General features: G+C 55.1%; 21 protein-coding genes and 1 tRNA gene. 8 read left to right on the top strand and 14 right to left on the bottom strand.

Annotation, left to right across the window (positions count from 1 at the left end; translation table 11 throughout):
* Window positions 1-427: 427 nt before the first annotated feature.
* Window positions 428-1,837 carry a histidine--tRNA ligase gene (gene hisS / locus ACVOMB_RS01100; protein WP_481529548.1) on the bottom strand — a complete coding sequence of 470 codons (1,410 nt, stop codon included), beginning with the start codon at window positions 1,835-1,837 and terminating at the stop codon, window positions 428-430.
* A gap of 110 nt (window positions 1,838-1,947) precedes the next feature.
* On the opposite strand from hisS, the gene ACVOMB_RS01095 reads away from it, so the two are divergent.
* On the top strand, window positions 1,948-2,706 hold the full coding sequence (locus tag ACVOMB_RS01095; RefSeq protein ID WP_481529547.1) for a Crp/Fnr family transcriptional regulator: 759 nt from the start codon (window positions 1,948-1,950) through the stop codon (window positions 2,704-2,706).
* 305 nt (window positions 2,707-3,011) lie between these two features.
* Here ACVOMB_RS01095 and thrC read toward each other — a convergent pair whose 3' ends face one another.
* The 6 genes from thrC to ACVOMB_RS01065 form a co-directional block, all read right to left on the bottom strand.
* Window positions 3,012-4,307, bottom strand: a complete 1,296-nt coding sequence (gene thrC, locus ACVOMB_RS01090; protein WP_481529546.1) for a threonine synthase — start codon at window positions 4,305-4,307, stop codon at window positions 3,012-3,014.
* A gap of 103 nt (window positions 4,308-4,410) precedes the next feature.
* Window positions 4,411-5,343, bottom strand: a complete 933-nt coding sequence (locus ACVOMB_RS01085; protein ID WP_481529545.1) for a homoserine kinase — start codon at window positions 5,341-5,343, stop codon at window positions 4,411-4,413.
* 8 nt (window positions 5,344-5,351) lie between these two features.
* Window positions 5,352-7,856, bottom strand: coding sequence for a bifunctional aspartate kinase/homoserine dehydrogenase I (gene thrA, locus ACVOMB_RS01080; RefSeq protein WP_481529544.1), 2,505 nt, complete (start codon window positions 7,854-7,856; stop codon window positions 5,352-5,354).
* A gap of 492 nt (window positions 7,857-8,348) precedes the next feature.
* Window positions 8,349-9,293 carry a DMT family transporter gene (locus tag ACVOMB_RS01075; RefSeq protein WP_481529543.1) on the bottom strand — a complete coding sequence of 315 codons (945 nt, stop codon included), beginning with the start codon at window positions 9,291-9,293 and terminating at the stop codon, window positions 8,349-8,351.
* Between the two features lie 87 nt (window positions 9,294-9,380).
* Entirely contained in the window at window positions 9,381-10,127 is a 747-nt protein-coding gene (locus ACVOMB_RS01070) for an AraC family transcriptional regulator (RefSeq protein ID WP_481529542.1), read from the bottom strand.
* Between the two features lie 257 nt (window positions 10,128-10,384).
* Window positions 10,385-10,461, bottom strand: a tRNA-Arg gene (locus ACVOMB_RS01065).
* A 30-nt stretch (window positions 10,462-10,491) separates the two neighbouring features.
* On the opposite strand from ACVOMB_RS01065, the gene ACVOMB_RS01060 reads away from it, so the two are divergent.
* The 3 genes from ACVOMB_RS01060 to ACVOMB_RS01050 all read left to right on the top strand — a co-directional run bounded on the left by ACVOMB_RS01060 (window position 10,492) and on the right by ACVOMB_RS01050 (window position 13,063).
* Window positions 10,492-11,889, top strand: coding sequence for a tyrosine-type recombinase/integrase (locus ACVOMB_RS01060; protein ID WP_481529541.1), 1,398 nt, complete (start codon window positions 10,492-10,494; stop codon window positions 11,887-11,889).
* 111 nt (window positions 11,890-12,000) lie between these two features.
* Window positions 12,001-12,594, top strand: a complete 594-nt coding sequence (locus ACVOMB_RS01055) for a hypothetical protein (protein WP_481529540.1) — start codon at window positions 12,001-12,003, stop codon at window positions 12,592-12,594.
* Between the two features lie 10 nt (window positions 12,595-12,604).
* Window positions 12,605-13,063: an ankyrin repeat domain-containing protein gene (locus ACVOMB_RS01050; protein ID WP_481529539.1), complete on the top strand. Its 459-nt coding sequence runs from the start codon at window positions 12,605-12,607 to the stop codon at window positions 13,061-13,063.
* 39 nt (window positions 13,064-13,102) lie between these two features.
* Here ACVOMB_RS01050 and ACVOMB_RS01045 read toward each other — a convergent pair whose 3' ends face one another.
* The 3 genes from ACVOMB_RS01045 to ACVOMB_RS01035 are packed head-to-tail and all read right to left on the bottom strand — an operon-like array spanning window position 13,103 to window position 15,260.
* On the bottom strand, window positions 13,103-13,780 hold the full coding sequence (locus ACVOMB_RS01045) for a hypothetical protein (RefSeq protein WP_481529538.1): 678 nt from the start codon (window positions 13,778-13,780) through the stop codon (window positions 13,103-13,105).
* 14 nt (window positions 13,781-13,794) lie between these two features.
* Window positions 13,795-14,307 carry an ankyrin repeat domain-containing protein gene (locus tag ACVOMB_RS01040; RefSeq protein WP_481529537.1) on the bottom strand — a complete coding sequence of 171 codons (513 nt, stop codon included), beginning with the start codon at window positions 14,305-14,307 and terminating at the stop codon, window positions 13,795-13,797.
* Between the two features lie 8 nt (window positions 14,308-14,315).
* Window positions 14,316-15,260 carry an SOS response-associated peptidase family protein gene (locus ACVOMB_RS01035; protein WP_481529536.1) on the bottom strand — a complete coding sequence of 315 codons (945 nt, stop codon included), beginning with the start codon at window positions 15,258-15,260 and terminating at the stop codon, window positions 14,316-14,318.
* 80 nt (window positions 15,261-15,340) lie between these two features.
* Between ACVOMB_RS01035 and ACVOMB_RS01030 the strand changes: the two genes are divergently transcribed.
* Entirely contained in the window at window positions 15,341-15,772 is a 432-nt protein-coding gene (locus ACVOMB_RS01030; RefSeq protein WP_481529535.1) for a LexA family protein, read from the top strand.
* Window positions 15,751-17,019 (top strand): Y-family DNA polymerase, encoded by a 1,269-nt coding sequence (locus ACVOMB_RS01025; RefSeq protein WP_481529534.1) that lies wholly within the window; start codon window positions 15,751-15,753, stop codon window positions 17,017-17,019. Before ACVOMB_RS01030 ends, ACVOMB_RS01025 begins: the two co-directional genes overlap by 22 nt.
* A gap of 280 nt (window positions 17,020-17,299) precedes the next feature.
* Here the strand turns inward: ACVOMB_RS01025 and ACVOMB_RS01020 are convergent, their stop codons facing one another.
* Complete coding sequence (locus ACVOMB_RS01020) at window positions 17,300-19,315, bottom strand: hypothetical protein (RefSeq protein WP_481529533.1); 2,016 nt, start codon at window positions 19,313-19,315, stop codon at window positions 17,300-17,302.
* Window positions 19,316-19,523: 208 nt separating this feature from the next.
* On the opposite strand from ACVOMB_RS01020, the gene ACVOMB_RS01015 reads away from it, so the two are divergent.
* Both ACVOMB_RS01015 and ACVOMB_RS01010 read left to right on the top strand, forming a co-directional pair.
* Window positions 19,524-21,386, top strand: coding sequence for a YadA-like family protein (locus ACVOMB_RS01015; RefSeq protein ID WP_481529532.1), 1,863 nt, complete (start codon window positions 19,524-19,526; stop codon window positions 21,384-21,386).
* Window positions 21,387-21,468: 82 nt separating this feature from the next.
* A complete protein-coding gene (locus tag ACVOMB_RS01010) occupies window positions 21,469-21,903 on the top strand; it encodes a GIY-YIG nuclease family protein (RefSeq protein ID WP_481529531.1) in 435 nt (144 codons plus the stop codon).
* Between the two features lie 62 nt (window positions 21,904-21,965).
* Here ACVOMB_RS01010 and ACVOMB_RS01005 read toward each other — a convergent pair whose 3' ends face one another.
* From ACVOMB_RS01005 to ACVOMB_RS00995, 3 genes are all read right to left on the bottom strand, one after another.
* On the bottom strand, window positions 21,966-22,901 hold the full coding sequence (locus ACVOMB_RS01005) for an ankyrin repeat domain-containing protein (RefSeq protein WP_481529530.1): 936 nt from the start codon (window positions 22,899-22,901) through the stop codon (window positions 21,966-21,968).
* A 232-nt stretch (window positions 22,902-23,133) separates the two neighbouring features.
* Window positions 23,134-23,574: an ankyrin repeat domain-containing protein gene (locus ACVOMB_RS01000; RefSeq protein ID WP_481529529.1), complete on the bottom strand. Its 441-nt coding sequence runs from the start codon at window positions 23,572-23,574 to the stop codon at window positions 23,134-23,136.
* Between the two features lie 13 nt (window positions 23,575-23,587).
* Window positions 23,588-23,947: an ankyrin repeat domain-containing protein gene (locus ACVOMB_RS00995; protein WP_481529528.1), complete on the bottom strand. Its 360-nt coding sequence runs from the start codon at window positions 23,945-23,947 to the stop codon at window positions 23,588-23,590.
* Between the last annotated feature and the right edge of the window lie 10 nt (window positions 23,948-23,957).

Genomic DNA, 23,957 nt, shown 5'->3' with positions numbered 1-23,957 from the left:
CCCCCCCCCCGCCCCCCCCCCCCCCCCCCCCCCCCCCCCCCCCCCCCCCCCCCCCCCCCCCCAAACCCGCAAACCCCGCCCTGGGGGGCGGGGCTAACCCCGCGAAGCCACGACTGAGTCAATCGGCGAAGGGCCGACCCCTCCCCAGCCCTCCCCTTCGCTACGCGAAAGGGAGGGAGCACGAGCTCCATGCCGAGCATGGCTCGGCTCTACCGGCAGGCCCGCCTTTGTGGGAGCGGCGTAAGCCGCGAAGCCAGCACCACATCAGCTGGCGAGAGGCAAACCCCTCCCCTTCGCTGCGCGAAAGGGAGGGGGCGGAAATGTAGTGCCGAGCCGTGCTCGGCATGGAGCTTTCCCGGAAATGCCCCTGCCGAGCATGGCTCGGCACTACATGCAAAAAAAAAGCCCCGCTATGCGGGGCTTTTCATCAGCGCGCCATCGCGCGGGTCTGTTCCAGCTCTACCTGAAGGGTAGATGCCAGTTCGTCCCTGGCTACCTCGAACTGCTGTTCACGCAGCAGATCCTTCACCGCAACCACACCACGCGCCAACTCATCTTCACCGGCCAACACCACAAAACGGATACCGGCCTTGGCCGCGTACTGGAACTGCTTGCCGATCTTCTTCGGCTCCATCTGCACTTCAGTATTGATGCCACCGGCGCGCAGGCGACGAGCGATATCCAAAGACTGCGGCATGGCCGCTTCGTCCATCAAGGCCACCATCGCGTGCACGCTGCTTTCAGCGATGCCGTCGATCAGGTTGGCCTCGCGCAGCTGCCAGAACAAGCGGGTCAGGCCGATCGAGATGCCAACGCCCGGCAGCTTGGACTTGGTGTAGTGGCTTGCCAGGTCTTCATAGCGGCCACCCGAGCAGATCGAACCGATCTGCGGGTGATCAACCAAGCTGGTCTCATACACCGTGCCGGTGTAGTAATCCAAACCGCGGGCGATGGAGAAATTCAGGCAATACGCGGTTTCCGGCACACCCAGCGCCTTCACCAGCTCCAGCACTTCGCGCAGCTCGGCGGCGCCGGTGCGCAGCGACTCGCTGGCCGATTCGCCGGCGGCAGCCAGTACCGCATCGATCTGCGCCAGTGCGTCCGCATGCGAGCTGGAGCGAACTTCAACGAACGACAGAATACGATCGACCGCATCAACCGGCAGGCCGAAATCCGGGCCGACCAAGGTCTCACGCACGTAATCCGGGCCGCGCTTGTCGAGCTTGTCGACCTCGCGCAGCACCAGCGCCTGCTGCCCGGCATCCACCACGCCCTGCGCTTCAAAGAAACCGCGCATCAGCTTGCGATTGTTCAGCTGCACGGCGAAATTGCCGATGCGCAGCTCCGAGAACACCGCATAGATCACCGCCAGCACTTCGGCGTCGTAGCGGATGCTCAACGTGTCCTTGCCAATCACGTCAACGTCGCACTGGTAGAACTCGCGGAAACGGCCGCGCTGGGCGCGTTCGCCACGGTAGACGCGCTGCATCTGGTAACGACGGAACGGGAAGGTCAGGTCGTGTTCGTGCTCAGCCACATAACGGGCCAGCGGCACGGTCAGGTCGAAGCGCAGCGCCATCTCCGGCAGACCGCCCTTGTCGGCTGATTCCGCGGCATTGGCCAGCGCACCGGTGGACTGCACGAAATACACCTGGCGCTCGGTCTCGCCGCCGGACTTGGTCAGCAGCACATCGGACAGCTCGAACACCGGCGTTTCCACCGGCAGGAACCCGAAGCGCTCGTAGTTGCGGCGGATGACGTCCAGCATGCGCTGGAACGCGATCTGCTCGCGCGGCAACAATTCCATGATGCCGGGCGGGGTACGGGGCTTGATCACGGGCAAAACTCCTGCAACTCAAAGGGGAAACGGTCGCTAATTCTAGCCGCACACCGCCCGTCTGGCCGCATGAAGTATAATTTAGGACACTTATTCCCCCTGTCCTAGCCATGTCCCGGCCAGCCCAAGGCTCCGAGCAATCCCCCGTTTCGTCCATTGCCAGCGAAGGCAATGGTGCGCGCGAGTGCCTGCAGTGCTCGGTCCGGCACCTATCCGTGTGTTCGGCCCTGTCCTGCGATGAGGTGCACGCACTGGAACAAATCACTGTATCCACGCCAGTGGCAATGGGCACCACGCTGGCCCGCGCCAGCGAGCCGCGCACTTATGTCTATACAGTAACCGAGGGAGCGTTGCGTCTGGTGCGCACCTTGGCCGATGGCCGCAGACAGGTGAACGGTTTTGTACTGCCGGGTGATTACTTGGGCCTTAGCAGCAGCGACCACCATCGCTATGACATCGAAGCCATTGCCGACAGTCGGGTCTGCCGGGTACCGACCACGCAGATGCGCGACCTGCGCCAACGCTACCCCCACCTGGAGCGCAAGCTGCTGCAGCGCGCTTGCCAGGAGCTGGATGCGGCACAGGACAATGCACTTGCGCTGGCCCGCCTGCAGCCGCCGGAGCGGTTGGCAGACTTCCTGCTGCGCCTTGCCGCCCGCGAGGCGACCTTGAACGGGCGCAGCAGCAACCGGGTGTCATTGCCGATGGGTCGCGGCGATATCGCCGACCATCTTGGCCTGACCATGGAAACGGTGAGCCGCACCTTCACCAAGCTGCGCCAGCAAGGCTTGATCGCCCTGCCCCACCTGAATGTGGTGGAGATCCTGGATTTCGCCGAGCTGCAGCACCTGGCCAACGACGAGTTCTAAGGCTTCACCTGTAGAGCCGAGCCATGCTCGGCTGAAGCGTTACCGGTGAAGCCTCTGCCGAGCATGGCTCGGCACTACCTGACCGGATTTGCCGGGAAAGCCCCTGCCGAGCATGGCTCGGCACTACATGAGCCGGCGACACCGGCTTGTGGGAGCGGCGTCAGCCGCGAAGCTCGTACATTTCCAGATCACGGATATTGGTCGCAGCGAAACAATCCTGGCTTCGCGGCTTACGCCGCTCCTACAATTTGATTTAGCGGCAGAGCCTCTGCCGAGCATGGCTCGGCACTACGACTCTCGTTGGTTCACAGCAGCTTCTCACGCAGCGCGGTGTACTCCGGTGCGCAGGGCTCGGCATGGGCCGGGCGCTTCAGCAGATCGGCCAGTGCCGGCGGCACTTCGATCTCACGACCGATCAGCGGCTCAACCACCGACTCGAACTTGGCTGGGTGCGCGGTCGCTGCCACTGCCCAATGCTGATCCGACGCTGCACTGCCACTGGCGCGTAGCTGCTCCAGCACATGCACCGCAGTGGCGGTATGCGGACAGAACACTTCGCCGAACTCGCGATAGCGATGAGCAATGGTCTCGCGGATGGTTGAATCGTCAACCGCCTGCGAAGTGAATGCATCGCGCAGCGCCGCATCATCACCCTTGTATAGCCAGCGCAAGCGCTCGAAGTTACTCGGCGCGCCCACATCCATCGCATTGGCTAGCGTAGCGACACTGGCCTTCGGCGCGTAATCAGCACCATTGAAGTAATCCGGAAGCACGCGGTTGGCATTGGTCGCCAGCACGATGCGCCCCAACGGCACGCCCAAGGCGCGCGCCATCACCGCCGCCATCGCATTACCCAGGTTTCCGGTAGGGATGACGAAATTCAGCAGCGAACCGTGCGCAGCCTGATGGATGAGCGCGGCATGTGCGTAGTAGCTCATCTGCGGCAACAAACGCCCCAGGCTGATGCTGTTGGCCGAACTCAGCGGCACCTGCGCCTGCAGGCAAGTATCACTCAGTGCCTGCTTGGCCATGGCCTGGCAATCATCGAACGAACCGGCCACGCGGAGTGCGCGGATATTGCCACCGAGGCAACCCAACTGATGCGCCTGACGCGGCGATACCCGCCCATCCGGGTACAGCACTACAACCTGAAGATTGGGTTGGTTATGGAAGGCCGCGGCGACTGCAGCGCCTGTGTCGCCGGAAGTTGCGACCACGATAGTCAGCGGACGCTCCTGCCCCGCACGCAAGCGCGACAGGCTGGCGGCGAGGAAGCGCGCGCCAAAGTCCTTGAACGCTGCGGTGGGGCCGTGGAACAGCTCAAGCACATGATCGTTGCGGGTCGCCAAGGCCTGCAACGGCGCTGGGAAGTCGAAGGCTTCGCTGCAGATTGTCGGCAGTTCAGCTGCCAAGGCGTCATCCGCGAAGAACGGCTGCAACAGCTCGGCGGCGGTCGCGGCGAGCGTATCGCCTAGCTCTAGGGTGCGTAGTGCCGGCATCGCTTCGGGTACGTACAAGCCGCCATCGGGTGCTAGACCGGCGGCAATGGCCTGGCTCAGCGTGGTGACGGGGGAAGCGTTGCGGGTGGAGATGAAGTTCATTCGGAAATCCGCGAAATGGTTGGTGTGCTGCTTTTGAATCAATGACCGCGCAAGGGTCGCCCTCACCCCACCCCCTCTCCCGATGGGAGAGGGGCTTAAAGGCCTAAAGCAGTCTGGCGCCGGGGCTGTTGATCGGACTTACCCAGCTTTGGCTATCGAAACCCGCTGCAGCGAACGCCGCCTGCACATTGGACGCGGCAGCCAATGCAGTGTCACGGTCTTCAAACCAAGCAAAAACACTGGGACCTGCGCCGGAGATGCTGGCGCCCATCGCGCCTGCAGCCAGTGCAGCTGCCTTGGCCGCATCGAAGCCGACAATCAAGGGCGCGCGTCGCGGCTCGATCAGAACATCGACCAAGCCTGCCCGCACAAGACTCACATCGCCCGCATGGCAACCGGCCAGCACCAGCGCCAGATTGCTGCTCTGCGCGACAAATTCCTTCAATGCATAGCTGCCCTGCAGAGCTTCACGCGCGCGACGTGTTTCCAACAACGCATCCGGATGCACCAGCAGGCTATGCCAATGCGCAGGTACCGGCACCGGCACCAAGCGCTCCAGCGTGGAGAGCACCAAACCGCCGAGGAACATCGGGCCCAGGTTATCGCCGTGGCGACTGCCACTGGCGACCGCCTCGCCTTCCAACGAATACTTGTAAAGCTGCTCGCGGCTCAATGGCACATCCAGCAATGCATTGGCCGCGACCAAGGCCGCCACACAGGACGCAGCCGAGCCGCCCATGCCGGAGCTCAGCGGTATGCCTTTGTCGATTTCCACTTCAAAGCCAAACGGCAGCGCCAGCGCCTCACGCAAAGCGATCAGCGCCGCTCCTGCGGTATTGCTGGGCGCATCCAGCGGCAACTCGACCGCCGCACCACGAATGGCGACGATACGCACTTCCGCTGCTTCGATGCGGCGCACTGTCACCGTGTCGCCAACATCCGGCACCGCATAACCCAGCAGATCAAAACCGACTGCCACATTGGCCACCGACGCCGGCGAAAACGCCCGCGCCTGTCGTACTCCGGAACCCGTCAAAGCATCACTCACAATCGCGCCCCCTCGCCCGCTGCAACGCGCAGCACATCGGCAAACACACCGGCTGCCGTCACTTCCGGCCCTGCGCCCGGACCCTGCACCACCAGGGGGTTGTCGCAGTAACGGCGAGTGGTGAACTGCACTACGTTGTCGGTCAAACGCAGGTTGGCAAAGGCGTGATCAGCCGGCAGCTCAACCAAGCCAACGCTGGGCTGCTGGCCGGGCTTGAACTGGGCCACGTAACGCAACACGTTGCCGCGAGCGCGCGCATCGGCCAGACGCTGCGCGAAGCTTGCATCCACTTCGTGCAGACGCGCCATGAAGTCCTCGACGCTGGCGCTCTGCAATGCGGCAGGCACCAGGCTTTCGACTGCCACATCTTCCAGGCTCAGCTCATAGCCGGCTTCGCGGGCAAGAATCACCAGCTTGCGGGCCACGTCCACGCCGGACAGGTCGTCGCGCGGATCCGGCTCGGTATAGCCCATGCCGCGCGCCTGCGTGACCAGCTCGGAGAACGCTACGCTGCCGTCGTACTTATTGAACAGCCACGCTAGCGTGCCTGAAAAAATTCCGGCAATCGCAGTCACTTCGTCACCGGTATCAACCAGATCGCGCAGCGTGGTGATCACCGGCAAACCCGCACCCACCGTGGCTTCGTAGCGGAAGCGTGCACCAGTGGACGCAGCCGCCTCACGGATCGCCTGGTAGCGCGCCAGCGGGCCGGAGCCTGCCTGTTTATTCGGGGTGACCACATGAATGCCGGCCGCCAACCAGCCGGCATAGCGATCGGCCACTTCGGCACTGCCACTGCAATCGATGATCAGCGTATGCGGCAGACGCGCCGACAGCAGATGCTCGGTGAACAGATCAAGATCGTTGGGCAGCGCTGCGGAATCGAACGCGGCTTTCCAGTTGCCATGCATGCCACGCTGGTCGAGCACCATGCGATTGCGCGAAGCGACCGCACGCAGGCGCAGATCAAGCTTGGCCCTGGCCAACAGCGCGGCTTCAGATGCATACAACTGCTCAAGCAAGGCTGCACCGACATTGCCCGGCCCGATCAGGCCGACCGAGAAGGTCTGTGGCGACAACCAGAAGCCGGCATGCGCCGCACGCAATGCCTTGGTTGCATCACAGGCTTCGATGGCGACCGAGATATTGCGCTCGGACGAGCCCTGCGCGATAGCCAGGATATTGACCTGCGCGCGCCCCAGCGACTCGAACAAACGTGCGGCAACACCGGGCTGGCCGGCCATTCCGTCGCCTACCGCCGCAAGCACGCTCACCCCACTGGTGAGCTGCACGCGCTGCACCTGGCCTGCCGCCAGTTCATGCGAGAACGCTTGGGTCAGCGCGTCGCGGGCGAACTCGGCTTCGGCCTGCTTCACCACGCAGCAGATTGAATGCTCGGAGGAACCCTGCGAAATCATCACCACCGACACATGCGCATTGCGCAGCGCCGAAAACACCCGCTCAGCCGTGCCTGGCACACCAATCAGACCGGTACCTTCGACGTTCAACACGGCCAGATCCGCGCTCAAGGTCAAGCCTTTGATCGGGCCGCTGCTGGAGCTTTCGGCGGTGATACGGGTGCCCGGATGATCTGGACGGAACGTATTGCGGATGATGATCGGCAAGCCACGCTCTATGGCCGGGGACATGGTCTGCGGGTGCACCACCTTTGCGCCGAAGTAGGCCAGTTCGCAGGCCTCGTCGTAACTCAGTGCATCCAATTGCACCGCTTCCGCCACCACGCGCGGGTCGGCCGAGAGCACGCCGTCGACGTCGGTCCAGATATGCAACTCATCGGCAGCGAACAGGGCGGCGAAGATGGCGCCGGAGAAATCACTGCCATTGCGGCCCAACGTGGTGATATTGCCCTTGCGGTCGCGGGCAACGAAGCCGGTTACGACCAAACGCTGCGACGGATGCGATTCGCGCCACAACGCCAACCTCGCGGCACTGGACTTCCAATCCACATCCACGCCCAGTTCGCCGTGGTTGACCACCAGCACGTCGCGCGCATCCAATACGTCGGCGTCCTCGCCAAGGGCCTGCAGATGGTGACCAAGCAGATGGGCCGAGAACACTTCACCCAGTCCCTGCACGCGGTCCAGCACTTCCTGCGGCAACTCGCCGATGACCGCCAGCGCCGCCAGAATCTCGCGCAGGCGCTCGAAACGCGCGTCCAGCCATTCGATGGTCACCCCGGACTGTTCGCCCAACAACGCGGCGGCCGCGCCACGATGGCGTGCCCGCAACTCATGCCAGCGATCATCCCAAGCCGGATCGGCTGCAGCCGCAGCCTTGGCCAGGCCGATCAGCGCGTCGGTCACACCCTTCATCGCCGACACCACGGTGACCTGCACTGTCTCGTCGCGGGCCAGCAGCAGCTGCGCCACATGACGGTAACGTTCGGCATCGGCGACGGAAGTGCCGCCAAATTTGTGCACGACGGTACGAACGGCAGCGTTCGCGGCAGGATCGGCGGGTGAAACGGCAACTGACGACATCGGAAGAACCTCGGCTGGAGGCCCCGACACGCATCTGGATGGGGTTCCCCCGCATCCTGATCCGGGTGCGGGGCCGTTGTTTTCGGAAATTACGCGAAGACGACGGACCGCACCGGGCTAATGGTGACGGTAATAGTGGTGGTGGTAATGGCGCCGCCGAACCCGGGTACGCTCACCCGACCGCCCAAAGGCGACTGCGAGGTGATGACGAGGGGCTGCGGGCTGTTCATGCCCTTCAAGAGACAACAGCCGGGATCAGACTGTCAAGTGCTGCGTTGCAAAAACGCAGATAAAGGCAACGTCGCCAAACCTGCAGCTAAAAGTTGCAAATGTCATCAAGCACGAACGTCGCGCATTTAACTGGCAAGCAGCACGCAATACCTGACTCAAGGCGGCGCGGCATGCCCCGGGGCCATCACAGCAAACTGCCGCCCGCAGACAATCGAAAGAACCGCCGCAGTCAGGCTTTCGCCACCTGACTGCGCAGATTCCTCACGCCGATGCAGCCGCTGGTGCCTTCGGCCGGTGCGCTGCGGCACTCCAGATCACGCCAGCCAGCAAGCACAGCGCAGCAACAACTTCGATCGCTACCGGCCAGCGCTGCTGCCACAGGAAGCCGTAGACCAGCCCGAACAAGGTCTCGAACACGATCATCTGCCCGCCCAAGGTCAGTGGCAAGGCGCGACTTGCGCGGTTCCAGCAGGCATTTCCCAGGATGGAAGCAAACACCGCCACCGCCGCGGCCATCACCCAGAAGCCCGCCCATTCACGCCCCGAATGCCCTGCCCCGCCATCGGCAAAGGCGAGCGGCGCCAGCAACAAGGCCAGGCCGCCGGTTGCCACGCCGGTCAACAGCGACCAGTCATGTCCGGACACATTGGGCACTTTGGCCAACCAACGAGTATTGCCCACCGAATAGGCAGTCCAGGACACCAACGCGCCCACGCCGCACAGCAGGCCGATCAAACGCTGCGTGGTGGTGGTCTGCACATGCGTCGAGGCGATGGCCTCGTAACCCATCAGGACCACGCCCGCCACACATAACAGCAAGGCCGGTGCCAGCCGTGACAGCGGCACTGCCCCCGGCTCACGCGCACCGACCACGGCCACCAGCACCGGCACCATGCCGACTATCAAGGCCGCAGCACCGCCACCGCTCCATTGCACGCAGATGGACAGCAGTACGAAATAGATCAGATTGCCGAGCAGGCTCAGCCAGGTCAGGGCCTTCCAGTCGGCCTTGCCGATATGCGCCCGCAGCGCCGACCAGCGCGGCACCAGCAGGATCACCGCAACCAGGCCATAAATCAGGTAGCGCGCCGCGGCCAATTGCAGCGGCGAGAAGTCACCCAGCACGGCTGGCGCAAGGAACACCAAGCCCCATAGCGCGCCCGAAGCCACCCCGTTACCAATTCCAAACAACATCCGCTCTTTCATCAAGCCACCCGACAGTCAGACACAACACCAGCATCCAACTGCCGGCCCACTGTGTATTGTCCCAAGCTGCGCGACGCTGTGCCCAAACTACGCGTCCAGACTCCGCCGGTAGCGACCCGGGGTAATCCCCTGCGAGCGGCGCATGGCCCGGGTCAATGCGCTCTGGTCGGAGAAACCGGCCCGCTGGGCAATCTGCGCCACGGGCTGCTTTCCCTCAGCCAACTGGCGCTGCGCCCATTGCAGACGCTGCTGCTGCAGCCATTGCCCCGGTGTGAGGCCGAATTGACGCTTGAACGCGCCATGCAGCGCGGTCAGCCCCATCCCAGCTACCTGCGCCATCCGCGCCAGCGGCCAGGTCTGACCGGGGGTAGCGCGAATCTGCTCGCACAACCGCCGCAGGCCGACACTGTCAACCGATGAGGGACGCTGGGCGGCAAACAAGCTACCCAGCAACAATGGCAGTACATGCCTGGCGACAGGTTCAGCCACCGCATGAAGGCCACCAACACCGATGTCCACGAACTCAAGCAAGCTGCGCGCCGCCGCCGAAATCCCCAGAAATGGACGCACCCGCCCCTGATCCAACTGTGACCGCTCCAACAGGGCACTGTCACAGTCAACGATCAGAAACCGGTTGTGTCCATTACCTGCCTGCACGTGAGCCGCGCCCGGGACGATCACGGCGCCGTGCAAGGTGTCCAAGCACCCGCCGCGCCCGTCGATTTCCAGCTCCAGGCTCCCACGCAGCGGCAACACCAGCTGCAAATGGTCATGGCTGTGCGCATGGCCGGCCGGGCCATAACTACGGAAATTGAGGGTTTCAACGCATTGCATTGGCATGCGCACCGGGGCTGACTGGCGCTTGCAGCGGGCACCGCAAGCTGCGCGGAAAGATGGTGACCCCGACACGATTCGAACGTGCGACCTGTCCCTTAGGAGGGGACATGCTACAGTCTCGGAACCGTTGGTACACATAGGTTTTGGCCTCGTTCCAACATTCTGTGGCAACTCGCTGTGGCAACTTAGACCAAAAAGCAGAACCCGAGCCTCAAAATGAAAAGCCCCAGCGCGGGGCTGGGGCAACTCAAAAGTGGCGACCCCGGCCCGATTCGAACGGGCGGCCTGCCGCTTAGGAGGCGGCTGTTCTATCCAGCTGAACTACGGGGCCATTGATCTTCAAGTCTATCAGGGAAAGGACATGACCGGAAAGCCCCGCAAGAATGCAAAGCAAACAAGAGATCGGCCCAGTGGCGTGACGTTCCGTGATGACGGCAATCCGCGTTGGGAAGTTCGCATTCGCTGGCAAGTGGATGGGGAAAAGCGTTCATTGCCGGTGACTCACTATCCAGTAGATATGAGCGCTCCAAAAGGAAGCGTTACCCATATCCAAACCGCAGAAAAGTTCGCATTGCGCTATGCAGAAGAGCAATGGGAAAAGATCAAATTGGGCACAATGGAATGGTCCAATGCCGCCCATCGATACACTCTTGGCGACATCCTGAAACGCTATCAGGACGATGTGGAGAATGGCCGCATCATGACGTTTGACCAATTCAAAGAATTGGAAGCGAAAGGAAAGATCACCAAACGTCCAATGATCCGCAACAGCATTCGTCGTGAAATGGTGACGGTTCGCATCATGCTGGGAACCGCGCAACGCGGCCACAACAAACAGGGATTTCCAGACCTGTGCAACACGCCATTGAACAAATTGACTTATGAAATGTTCTATGACGCCGATGACACATCTGCGTTGAATTGGCGCTTGAAAAATGGAAAGGGTCAAATTGCGGGGAATTCAACAATTCGAAGCATCCTCACCACATTGCGTTCCATCTTCAACATCGCCATTCGGAAATGGAAACTTGACTTCAAGAATGTTCTTGCAACGTTGAAAGACATTCCCCAAGACGATGGACGGGACAGAACATTGTCTGAAAGCGAGATGGATATGTTCTATGCGCAACTGCAAACAAACAGAACAAATCCCAACACACTGGCCTGCATCATGTTCATTCGGCAAACAGGTGCCCGCCGAAGCGAAGCCTGCAAGTTGGAATGGGCAAATGTCGATTTGAACAAGAATGAAGCAACGTTCATTGATACGAAATCAAAGAAAGGTGAAGTGAGGAAACGAACCATCCCGCTTGAAGATGAGTCCATTGAACTCCTGAACACCATTCGTGACAACCGGCCCATCAATGAACTTAATGGCCCTGTGTTCCTTGTTCGTGGGAAATCACTGCGGCCTGATACGGTGACGCAAGCATGGCGCAGGACACGCGAGCAATTGGCAGAGAAAACAGGCGATAAGACTTTTCTCACCGCTCGCATCCATGATTTGCGCCACACCCGGATTACTGAGTTGGGTATGGTGATGGGTGTTGGTGAAGTTGCCGCCATCTCTGGACATCGTGACCTAGCCTCATTCAAACGCTACTTCAATCCAACGCCTGAAATTCTTGGGCAAAAGTTGAAGGAGGTACGGAAAATCGAGATGATCAAAAAGAATTTCGATATCCTCTCCACACTCAATCCAAGCGAATTAAGCGAATTGATTGAGATGAAACGAAAGATGGATAACGACAAACAATAACCCAAGCCCCCAATCGGGGGCTTTTATATTTCCGTCAATAATAAATCGGTATTGACATAACTCAATTATTTCGTATTTGTGAATTAGATCAGTTAATTCACGGAGTGCGAAATGAAATTGAGAAAGAATATAAAAGCCATTTGTTTAATTGGATTGGGGTTGTTCATTCAAAACGCTTCTGCAATGGAAGCAGAAGAACCCGTTCGACAAGTTAGCATTGCCGGTGTCGGCGTCATCGACTATCAACGGTTGTTCACTGTCCAATCCAATGAGGGCGAAACAATGGATCAATTCGCTTACCGCATCGCTCCCCGGATCAAAGCCTACTCAGAAGAAACAGGGTTTGAAGCGTGTGGTGTCATCGCCCAAAAGGACGATAAGTTCTCTGTGATCGTCGGAACCAACTTTGGTTATGTCGTCTGCGTCAATTCGCGCTCACTGGTCGTTGAAGGCTTCCAACACGCTGGAGCCACCATCCATTCCCACGGAAAGCAAGGACGCTTCAACCCGTCTAAAACGGATCAGTTGTTCATGGGCCAGCACTTCACTGGACGCCATCAGAATTTGACCGTCGTACACGGCCAAGCACAGAACAATTTCAGCGATGAGGACCGCAAGAGCGGTGCGGGATATCTCGCTGGCACCAATGGCCGCTTGTTCTATCAGAACAAGGGCAAGACACGCGAAATTCAGCCATCTCTGTGAGGGTCAACCAATGACCTCAGAAGACCAAAGCACGCACAATGTAAGCATGTTACGTGATGCTGCGATTAGGGGAGATGTTGGACGGCTCAAAGAGTTCATACCTGAATCCAATATCACTTCCAACACAAACGCATTGGTGTGGGCCGCACTGAGAGGTAATGCAGACTGTGTTGAACTGCTTATCCCTGTCAGCAATCCACTGTGGGAAAACAGTGAAGCACTTAACCGCGCTGCCATGTATGGACACACCGAATGCGTGAGGTTGTTGATCCCTGTTTCGGAACCAAAAGCAGGGAACAGTTACGCTTTACAATGCGCATCCATCAGAAGTCACAGGGATGTGGTCGAATTGCTTATCCCTGTCAGCGACGCTTACACAGCCAAGACAATCCTTCGCTCGTTGTACTGCCATCAAGCAGTCACATTTATTGACAATGCTGTCAACGCAATGGCAAGCCTCAAAGACTGAGCGAAATACACCAGCAACAAGAAGCCCCCGATTGGGGGCTTATTCATATCGATCCCTGTGATAGACGAACACCAACACTGGGTCTTTGGTTAGATACTCTGCAATGACATCAGAGTTCCACGCCGTCAACTGCACCACATTGGCTTTCTTGTGGGCGAAGTTGGCAAGGATTTGCAAACAGGCTGTAGCGGTGCACAGCGGATCAATGTCGTTGATCAGAATTTCAACGGGCTGTTCCTTGCTCAACGCTGCCAAAATCATTGCCCCACTTCCACACGTGGGATCAGCAATTTTCTTTACCGTCTCAGGCTCCACTTCGTCGTGAGCGTTACTGGATTTGAACGCCGCACGCGCCAATGCATTGGTGGTGAAGTGTTGGGCCAGCCGTGCATTGCCTCGGTTGAAGTGCAACGCGTGCAGTTCTCCAAAGATGTCGTATCCCATTGGCAAATCGTCTAGGGCTTGCCTGTACGCCTTGACGATATCCGTTATCCACTGTTCGTGAACCAATTCATTGGTGAACCCCAACTTCCCGTACTCGGTGATTGGGAATTCAGCGCGGGGAAGATTGGTGGAGATGGTGTATTGCAACAAGCACAAGTTGTGTTGTACCGCTGCCAACATCCTCTCGCGCTCGCTCTCCATTGGAATGGCATCAATGGCCTGAGACAACGGCTGGATACTCGGATGCAAATCACTGAAATCAAATTTTGCCACACATCCCCCTGTTGTTACATCAGCCGTTTGTCACCGTCTCTGGCGTTGGCGTAGTTCTCTGCAATGGAAGAATTCAACCTCATTTCCGTTTCAACCATTTCAATAAAATGAATTTCCTTTATTTGACCCCACGATTCCAACTCAATTTTTGCTGAATCCACATCACTCACGGGAATGAGCATTTCCACAATGTCTGCATGGCTTTTTTCTGCAGCAACTCGTAATGCCACACTGAAATCTTGAGATGGATGACTGACTGGGATCAGGAGTTCAACACACTCTTTGTGCCCATTTTCCGCCGCCAATTGCAATGCATAACTGATTTCCGCCAGTATTGGAGATACCGGAATAAGGAGTTCAACACACTCTTTGTGCCCATTTTCAGCAGCAGCATATAAAGCGGCGCAATGATTTCTGGCTAAATCACTCACAGGAATGAGTTTCTTAACTGTCTTGCAATCCCCATTCTTTGCCGCTTCAATCAGCAATTCTGTATTCGCTTTCCGCTCTTCTTTTGTGATATCCATTCTTCCCCCTATGCCGCCAGTCGGTGTTCGTAATACGGATGTTGCTTGTCATCCATTACAGCATCCATAGCTTCCAATCCGTACTTCTGCGGTTGCAACCACTGCTCAACGTTTTCCCGCTTGAGATTGATGATGGTTCTGTCGTGCCCTGCTTCCATCACTTCGGGTTCTGGCTCGTCTGTCACCGCTGCGAATGAATACAACGGTGGCTCTATACCCTTCGAGTCTTCCCACTTGGACCACAAGCAGGCAATGAACATCAACCCGCCACCACGGGGGTTGAATTGCATCTCCACGCTTTCGCCGTCGCGGTCAACCATTTCATAAAACTGATTGGCAACCATCACGCCATGTGTGTGCCCAAATTGGTTGCGCCAGAACCGCCGCAGGTTGTCGCGTCTGGCGTTGTAGGTTCCACTCACCTGCCCTGTTTTCGTGCGGTCAATGGATGGGTCCATTCCAGCGGGACGGCAGTGATAGCGCATGGGGCGCACCACCTTCTTTCCGTCCTCCACGATCAACACAGGGGCGTAGTAGTCAGGCCATATGCGGTTGTCGCGCTCGGGCTCCGCTGTGACGCGTTGCGCGTCCAGTATCCAACGCCTGTACTGCTTGATCTTGTTGGTGGCAACGCGCTGGTCGTTCAGTGCGGTCTTCGTCTCTTTGACGGCCAACTTCTTTTGAGCCAGTTGAAGACGCTCTTCTTGGGCCTGCAAATCCTCCATCGCCTTGCTCACCACACCTTCGTTGTACTCCTTGATGAAAGCGGCAATGCGTTGCTCTTCTTGAGTCTTCGGATGGCGGAACGGGGCATCCATGCCCTTGGGAATTTTCAACTTGAACGACTGTTGCCGCTGGGCATACAGCCTGACAAACTCTTTGATGTCGATGTCCGCGCCGAACTCTTTGGTGTACTGGGTGAAATCTGCCCACACCTCTGCCGAGTAGCACATACAGCCTCCATGAATGGGAGTTAGTAGCATTACTAACAACGTGAGGCTATCCTACCTCGCCTGTAGATCCGTGTCTGGTCATGAACGTCCTCAAAGCCCCTGAATGCCCCGCACCGCTGGGCCTGCCGTTGATGCCTGTTCGGGCCACCTGTGGTTTCCCCAGCCCAGCAGAAGACTTCTACGGGGCATCTGACGTTCTGGACCTCAACAGCCTGTGTGTGAGCAACCCCATTGCCACCTTCTTTGTACAGGCTGACAGTGGCACGTCAATGGTCGAACTGAACATCCATCCGGGGGACACACTCGTCGTCGATCGGTCCAAGACGGCCAAGCACAACGACATCGTTTTGGCCGTGTGGGAGGGTGGGTTCGTGGTCAAGCAACTCAAAGCCTTCCCCGATCACTTCGAACTGCATTCGGGCAACTCGGACACACACAAGCCCATCGTGGTTCCGCCAGATGTGGAACTCGATGTGTGGGGTGTGGTGACGTGGACCTTCCACAAAGTCTGACCATGCTCGGCTTGGTCGATGGCAACAACTTCTATGTCAGTTGCGAACGCATCTTTGATCCGTCGTTGCGTGGCAAGCCCACCATTGTCTTGTCGAACAACGATGGATGCGCCATTGCCAGAAGCAATGAAGCCAAGCAATTGGGCATCGAGATGGGGCAACCCCTGCATGAAATCCCGTCGAACATCCGGCGCAGCCTCAATGTTCGCAGCGCGAATTTTGCATTATATGGGGACATCTCCAGCCGCATTGCAACGATCTTGAAAGACTTGTTCCCGCAGGTGGAAGTCTATTCCATCGATGAGTCGTTCATTGCGCTGGATGGCATCAAGGAAGCGGATTGGATACCCACCTGCATTGAAGCGCGTGCACGAATTTTGAAGTGGGTTGGTATCCCCACCTGTGTGGGAATTGGACCCACAAAGACGCTGGCGAAGTTGGCGAACAAGAGTGCAAAAACAACGCCACATGGCGTGTTGCGTGCCACCCGTGGATTGGTTCGCCGCTTCCCAGTGGAAGACGTGTGGGGTGTTGGTCGGAAGTACGCCAAACGCTTGAACAGCGAGGGCGTGACCACCGCACAACATCTGTCGGAAATGGACGCAACATCACTGCAAAGCCGGTACGGTGTGGTTCTTGCCCGCACACAGAAAGAATTGCGCGGTATCCCATGCGCTGACCTTGAAGTGGAAGAGCCACAACGCAAGCAAATTGTTGTGAGCCGTTCGTTTGGCAAGGAAATCACTGACCTCAATGATTTGATGCAGGCAACGTCCACCTTCGCTCAACGGGCGTGCGAGAAGTTGCGCCGTCGCAATCTTCAAGCCGGTGGGGTGTGGGTGTTCTTCCACACGAACCCGTTTAAGGATGTCCCGCAATACCATCCCCACAAGTCGTTGTCGTTCGTGATCCCAACGGCTGACACAAGAGACATCCTTTGCATGGTCGAAGGGCTCACCCGTGCTATGTACCGTGATGCATACGCGTGGAAGAAAGCCGGTGTGGGGTTGCTGGACCTGACTTCTGAAACGATTGCTCAGGGGGACTTGTTTGCGCAAGCCAGCCCCAAGAGTTCCGCATTGATGAACGTTTTGGACCAATGCAACGAAAAGTTTGGACGCGGTGCCATGTCGTTTGCTTCTTCCGCCGTAGCACCCGACACAAAAGCCAAATGGGAGATGCGCCAAGAGAACTTATCGCATCGCTTCACAACGCGGTGGAATGAATTGCTGAAAGTCTGTTTGTGAGGGTGCATTGGCATTGAACACAAAACAACTTAGACAAATCAGAAGCCCACATAGAAACTTCTTTCCGAACGATATCTTGACAGTATTGCTCTTGATGCTTGCTTCCAACCTTGTGTTGTTGCCAATGTTAATGGTGTTGTTGCTTAAAATATAATAATTGTTGGTACACATATCAAATTCCTTTATTGTTTGATATGTGTATTTACTGTTTGAAAATTCTGGTGAACCGAAACCCATAAAAGAAAAAGGAGCCGTTTGGCTCCTTTTTCCTTATAACGGATCACTTCCTGTCTGGATCGTATGCGGAGTGTATTTGTCCACTTGCTTTGGCCCCGGTAGGAATATGGGTGATTGTGAAGGAAACATCCACGTCTTCGTTGTATTTCGTCTTTTTGACTGTACAACGGTTTGATGTTTCACCCGCGCAATCACTTGTCCATTGAACAGAATACACAGACGTATCAAACGGCAACAACCTGTATGTATGTGTTGAGTCTGGACCAGCACCCCGGCAATTATTGACAGATGCAGCACTATTTGAACACCGGGCTACACATGTCAATTTCAAGCCTTCCTTCATTTTCTTGTCATCACTGTCTGACCAATCACCGGCACCCGAACCCTTCACTAAGCAACTTGCGGTGATGCCAGAGAAATCATGTGTTGGTGGTGTCACTGGAATGGTCACGCATCCACTTGTATTGAGATTTCGAGTTGCACCGTTGTCAGCCCATATGGTTGTAGTGGTGTTTGGGATAGGTGTTGTTGCACCACCACCAGAATTGCAGTTGTACGTTGTTGATACCGTGCGGACTTGTTGTGCTTCCCATGTCTGCGTTCCGGTTTGACCTGCTTGACAAGCCGCATTATGGGCAACCCATTGGTTTTCTTGAACCGATGTGTTTGCCGGACACGTTGAACAGGATGAAACAGGACGTGTTGCCCCGGTAACGGTCCAGCCGGAAACAGTGGTTGTTGGTGTTGCTGTTGTTTGTCCAGCAGAAGCATTGCAGTTGTACGCGACATAAGTTTGTTGCCGCTCTTCGCGTTGATACGCATTTGTTCCGAATGAACCAACAGAGCAAACATTGCTGACATCAACCCAACGTGTTGCATATGTCACTGAGTCGGCAGGACATGAAGAACACGTTCCATTTGTTGTGACAGTCTGCCACGGCGTGCCCCACACTGGTGTTGAAGTTGCGGATGAACAAATGCTTGATTGCTTTTGCAATGCGCTCACTGAACCGAATGAACCAATGGCACACGGTTGTGCAACCGTTTGGGTTCGGTTGGTTGGAACACAGCAATTTCCATTGGCAACACATGCTGCGGTACAGGTCGATGCAATCAACTTCCAATTGCCCCACACCACCGCACCACTGGAGTTGCAAGAACTTGTACGCTCACGTGTTTCTTGCCCACCTTGGCCTGCAGGACAGGGAACAAATCCCCTTTGGGTTTCCATCGCACACACGGGTGTAACAGGTGCAGGCGCACAGGATGTAGAGACTGTTGACCATGCGGACCAACCAGTCGTGCAGTTGCGTTCTCGACGTTGCAGGATTGCCCCAACCTGACCCGCTGGACAAGCGTTCACCGACGTTTGTGTTTCTGGAACACACTCACTGACAACGCCCGTTGCTGGAACGGGGGTTGGAGCCGTTGGATTGGTCACAACAGGGGGCGTTGTGGGTGTTACTGGAGTGACGGGTTGTTCGAACTCATTGCCCATTGGGAGAGCGGCAATATTGTTTTTCTCCCGATAGAAGCGGAATGTGACCGTAGCGTTGTTTGCGCATTGGCTGACAATCGCGCTTTCATTCAACAACCGTCCGTCCACAACAATTGTCGAGTTGTGTTGAATGAAAACGTTGTAAGCGCGGTTGGACAGTGCTGGAACAATTCCCACGCATTCTTTTTTGCTCAAACCGCTGTATGTCAAATCGAACGCATCATCCATATATCGAACATCAGCAGCGGTGATGGTCATCCCCTGACCCACTTGGCTGTTGATCCGTCCACCACTTTTTTTGACAAGCGGTGAGGTGATGTCGTTGGCTGAGATGCCGGTGTAGTTGGGAGACATCTGAAAGGAGGCTTCAACGTTTTCCACGATGTAGCCCACTTGCTTTTGTTCGTTGCGCACCGATGCTTGAACCGATGCACCTTGGAATGTATTGGCAATAAATCCAATTGCGATCATTCCCACCGTTATGGAGAGAACAATTTCAAGCAAACCAAAACCATTATTGTGTTGACGCATAGATACTCCTTTTAATGAATATAATTTCATTAAAAAGAAAGATCGAGATAAGTCAACACACCCTATTGACAAATACAACAAATCAAATAGTCTGAAATTGTCGGTTTTCTTTTATCTCCTTTAAGAAAACGGACAATCCCCGTATCCCCTGCGGGGATTTTTATTTGGGACTTGACATATCTCTTTTTTTTGATTGGATAAATACTGGCAATACGGCCAAATCAAAAAAGGAGAGAAAATGAAACAAACTTTAATAGCAATTGCTGTACTGGCTGGGATGACAGCGTTTACAGCACCTTTGACCGTTCAAGCGCAATCAATTGTTGGGACAAATATGCATTTGTTGCCGGATGAACGGCAATGGCTCATTGATGAGTACGGTTATACAGAAGAAGAATTGGACAACATCATCTATTTCAACCGAAGCGGAACTTCTGAATTCTATTTTGCGCGGGGTAATCAAGGAACAAACTTATCAATTTGGCGGTCTGGCGGTTATTTTTCAGGCGTTGCTACTGGCAACAATGCGGTAGCAGGCCGAAATTCATTGTCTGTTGGAGAGTCCGCAACATCAAGGAACTATTCAACAGCAATGGGTAACTTTGCATATGCAGACAACAATGCAACGGCCGTTGGTTACGGCGCGTATTCAAATGGTTTGATGTCATCCGCTTTTGGGCTTGCTGCGTTCGCTGGCAAGAACGGTTCAACCGCGTTGGGCGCACACACTTATGCCAATGGCGATGGTTCAACCGCCATCGGTGATAGCGCCACTGCATCTCAGAATTCAGCAACGGCAATTGGTCGTGGTGCAATAGCATCAGGAATGAACTGTGTTGCGTTGGGTCAAGGTTCAGAGTGCTTGGATACAGAGCAGAACACGGTATCTGTTGGCACAGGAACAATACGTCGCCGCATCATCAACGTAAACGATGGTGTCAATCCCTTTGATGCCGTCAACATGTCTCAGTTGAACAGCGTTGTTGGGGCGTTGGGTGGTGGTGCTGCATTCAACTGGACAGGTTTTGTTGCTCCCCAATATCAGTTCATTTCAGGTGTTACACACAGAACAGTTGCAGATGGACTGTACGATTTGGATGGACGCGTTTACGCCTTAGAACAAGCGGGAACAGGCGCAGGAACGCCCGGACCAACAGGCCCAGCAGGTGCCAATGGAACCAATGGATTGAGTGCGTATGAGATTGCAGTCAACAACGGTTATGCCGGTAATGAAACAGACTGGCTTGCATCTTTGAAGGGGCAGGACGGAACGAACGGAACCAATGGCGCTGACGGAAAAGATGGAGTCGATGGTAAGGACGGGGTAGATGGAAGCGGTGGAACTGGCGTTGCTGGCCCCAAAGGTGACAAAGGCGACACTGGGTTAGCAGGTGCAGACGGAGCCAAAGGCGATACAGGTTTGACAGGTGCAGACGGAAAGAGTGCTTATGAAGTGGCTCAGGACAACGGCTACACAGGAACACAACCTGAGTGGTTGGCGTCACTCAAAGGCAAAGACGGCAAAGATGGTGTGGGTTCGAACATCACTGCCGGGGACAACATTGAAGTCACTGACAACGCCGATGGGTCCAAAACGGTTGCGTTGAAAGACACTGTGACACTGGGCAACACCACTGTTTCAAATGATGGTGTTCGCATCGCCAACGGTGCATCGGTCACAACCAACGGCGTTGATGCTGGCAACCAACGCGTGACCAGTGTTGCCAATGGCCGCATCGAGCGCGGTTCAACAGATGCGGTGAATGGTGGGCAGGTTTATGAGATGCAACAGGAGTTCAATGACCGCTGGACAGACGTGAACAACCGCATTGACCGTGTTGAAAAAAACATCAATGACCGGATGAACGCGATGGGCGCAAAATCTGCCGCAATGGCCATGATGGCTTCCGCAAGCAGTGGCTTAGAAGTTGGTGCGGCTGAAATGAGCGCAGGTGTAGGGTTCCAATCGAACAAATCAGCGTTGGCTATCGGCTACCGCATCCGAGTTACAGAACGCACAACGTTCAGTGCTGGGTTTGCGTTGGGATCAGGTAGCCCCGTTTCTGGCGGTATCGGCGTAGCAATCCAATTGGGCCGGTAAGCCCTAAGGAAAACAACATGAGCGGTACACACACAGGGACGCCGCATGGCGTCCCTTTTTTATATCCAACAAAGGAGACACTATGGGACAAGAGGAAAAATATCAGGATAGAAAACGCTACATCTATGCGTTGATCTTCAAAGACAAGCATTGCTACGTCGGGCAGACGGTTGACTTGGAAAGACGCAAGCAAGAACACAAGGGTTCTTCGGGTGGCTGGAAAGAACCCTTTGAAATGATCCAACTGGACATCATGCACGGTACACGGCAGGAAGCAGAAGATTTTGAGTACGCGTGGCGCTACACAGCACAGCGCAAGGGCTGGCGGATCATCGGGAAGCCCCCTAAGTTGTTGGTTGACTCAACCCGACACATGACTGTTCACCGACACCGTATTGCTAAAGGGAAGAAATGGCCGCTCCACAAGTCGGACTCAATCATTTGGACATCGTTAAAGATGATTGCGGGGTTCGTAATTGTCACAGCGTTGTTGTATTCACTAAACTTCATCTTCTAATGTTGGAAGACGGACACTAAAAAGCCCCGATGATGGGGCTTTTTTTTGGGTTTCGTATTGCATTACATCTTGCGCTTTTTGACTGGGGCTTGCTCTTGTTTTTCATCAAGCCCGATGGCTTCTGCAATTTGTTTCTTCGAGTGGTTGGCTTCCATTTCAGCAACAACACGCTCAATTAACCCCAATCCCTCTTCTTCATTCCTAGTTCTTAAATGATCAATTGCCAACTCGACATCAGACACAGGAATGAGCAATTCAACACATTTTTGGTTATCGTTCTCTGCTGCAATTGACAAAGCCCAACTGCCTTCAGCTTTTGGATCGCTCACAGGAATGAGCAATTCAACGATGTCTTCGTGCCCATACTCTGCTGCACATTGTAAAGCCCAACTATCATTTGCCTTGGGGTCACCAACAGGGATCAGCAATTTGACAACCTCAGTGTGGCCTTCACAGGCTGCATATTTGAGAGCAGAAGAATAATCTAACTCAGGATCATTGATTTGTATCAATCTATTGATTTCATCTATGTACCCATAAAATGAGGAATGTTCAAGCACAGCATCATTTCCTGAAAACGGAATAAGCAACTTAGCGCAATCTTCATTGTCAGCCAGTCGCAACGCCCAACTGCCATTTGCCTTAGGATCGCTAACAGGAATAAGCAATTCAACAATGTCATTGTTTCCATTCTGTGCAGCACATACTAAAGCCCTACTGTCATCGGCTTTTGGATCGCAAATAGGAATAAGTCTTTCAACTGCATCACGTATTCCGAAGCGTGCCGCCGCCTGTAATGCATGGTTGGGATCACTGACAGGGATCAGGAGTTCAACGCATTCTTTATTCCAATTATCAGAAGCCAATCTCAACGCTTCACTATCGTTAAATTTAGGATCACTTAATGGAATAAGACGCTCAACCTCATCAATCCATCCGTACTCAGCCGCCTCAGTTAGTTTTATCGAATTATTTTCAATATCACGATCAAGACTCATATCACTCTCCTTTTAGTTGTGGTGATTTCAGTGAAGCAGAAGAGCGAGATATGTCAACGGGTGGAACCTTGGAGTTGGATAGGTACGGAGTTGATAGAGACATAAAGGCTAAAAAGCCGCTTTTGATCTTCAACCGCCAATGCTCCGCACAATGGGACATGGGCAAGCACTGGATTGCAGGAAACAAAAAGCCCCATCAATGTGGGGCTTCTTAGGTGATGCTCATGGTGGCTTACATCCTGCGTTTTTTGACTGGTGCTTGTTCCATCATTGCATCTAACCCAATGGCTTCTGTGAGTTTCTTTTTATCGATTTCGACAAGTGCATCTTTTATCAACTCATCCCCACTTTCATCATTATGCGACAAACTTTCCAGAACTCTATTCACGTCGCTGTGAGGGATCAACAATTTTACACATTCAATATGCCCACACGCTGCCGCTTGATACAGAGCCATACTAGAATTATCAAGAGGATCACTGACGGGAATAAGCAACTCGACAATTTCTCTCATTCCATTCTCGGATGCATGAAGCAACGCCCTATTTGTTTCATAGGAAACAGAAGTGTCTACAGTAACCAAACGTGCAATCTCCTGCGCATCACCGCTAAAAGCCGCTTGTAGTATGTCGTTGAGTCGCTTATCCATTTCTTCAAAATCACTTATCAACATCAACCCTCCTTTATTATTTATTTGTCAGTTTAGACTGAACCTCTTCAATCATTTTCTGCCCATCATAATTTAAAGATCTTTTAACAACTTCAACATTGCTCACAGGAATTAGAAGTTCCGCGCATTCTCTGTGACCATTACTAACGGCTTCTTTTAATGCCCAACTGTCATTTGCCATAGGCTCGCTGACAGGAATGAGCATTTCAACAACATCTTTAAGCCCATTTTCTGCCGCATACATTAGCGCAATACTTTCAAGATACTTCGGATTTGATATTGGTATTAACATTTTTGCAACATCGGAATTTTTAAGCCGAATAGCAACGGTCAATATTTGTGTATTGTTTTCAATTTGAATCAAAGATGAATTCATTGCCCCTCCT

The sequence above is a fragment of the Stenotrophomonas sp. STEN018 genome, assembly GCF_056760235.1.
Note: the sequence above shows the minus strand (reverse complement) of the source record. Positions and strands in the feature narration are given on the sequence as shown.

What these genes read in the sequence shown, in the direction of transcription:
- ACVOMB_RS01095 (WP_481529547.1), top strand. Translation starts at nt 1,948, where the DNA reads ATGTCCCGGCCAGCCCAAGGCTCCGAGCAATCCCCCGTTTCGTCCATT.
- thrC (WP_481529546.1), bottom strand. Translation starts at nt 4,307, where the DNA reads ATGAACTTCATCTCCACCCGCAACGCTTCCCCCGTCACCACGCTGAGC.
- thrA (WP_481529544.1), bottom strand. Translation starts at nt 7,856, where the DNA reads ATGTCGTCAGTTGCCGTTTCACCCGCCGATCCTGCCGCGAACGCTGCC.
- ACVOMB_RS01075 (WP_481529543.1), bottom strand. Translation starts at nt 9,293, where the DNA reads ATGAAAGAGCGGATGTTGTTTGGAATTGGTAACGGGGTGGCTTCGGGC.
- ACVOMB_RS01070 (WP_481529542.1), bottom strand. Translation starts at nt 10,127, where the DNA reads ATGCAATGCGTTGAAACCCTCAATTTCCGTAGTTATGGCCCGGCCGGC.
- ACVOMB_RS01060 (WP_481529541.1), top strand. Translation starts at nt 10,492, where the DNA reads ATGACCGGAAAGCCCCGCAAGAATGCAAAGCAAACAAGAGATCGGCCC.
- ACVOMB_RS01055 (WP_481529540.1), top strand. Translation starts at nt 12,001, where the DNA reads ATGAAATTGAGAAAGAATATAAAAGCCATTTGTTTAATTGGATTGGGG.
- ACVOMB_RS01050 (WP_481529539.1), top strand. Translation starts at nt 12,605, where the DNA reads ATGACCTCAGAAGACCAAAGCACGCACAATGTAAGCATGTTACGTGAT.
- ACVOMB_RS01040 (WP_481529537.1), bottom strand. Translation starts at nt 14,307, where the DNA reads ATGGATATCACAAAAGAAGAGCGGAAAGCGAATACAGAATTGCTGATT.
- ACVOMB_RS01035 (WP_481529536.1), bottom strand. Translation starts at nt 15,260, where the DNA reads ATGTGCTACTCGGCAGAGGTGTGGGCAGATTTCACCCAGTACACCAAA.
- ACVOMB_RS01030 (WP_481529535.1), top strand. Translation starts at nt 15,341, where the DNA reads ATGAACGTCCTCAAAGCCCCTGAATGCCCCGCACCGCTGGGCCTGCCG.
- ACVOMB_RS01020 (WP_481529533.1), bottom strand. Translation starts at nt 19,315, where the DNA reads ATGAAATTATATTCATTAAAAGGAGTATCTATGCGTCAACACAATAAT.
- ACVOMB_RS01015 (WP_481529532.1), top strand. Translation starts at nt 19,524, where the DNA reads ATGAAACAAACTTTAATAGCAATTGCTGTACTGGCTGGGATGACAGCG.
- ACVOMB_RS01010 (WP_481529531.1), top strand. Translation starts at nt 21,469, where the DNA reads ATGGGACAAGAGGAAAAATATCAGGATAGAAAACGCTACATCTATGCG.
- ACVOMB_RS01005 (WP_481529530.1), bottom strand. Translation starts at nt 22,901, where the DNA reads ATGAGTCTTGATCGTGATATTGAAAATAATTCGATAAAACTAACTGAG.
- ACVOMB_RS01000 (WP_481529529.1), bottom strand. Translation starts at nt 23,574, where the DNA reads ATGTTGATAAGTGATTTTGAAGAAATGGATAAGCGACTCAACGACATA.
- ACVOMB_RS00995 (WP_481529528.1), bottom strand. Translation starts at nt 23,947, where the DNA reads ATGAATTCATCTTTGATTCAAATTGAAAACAATACACAAATATTGACC.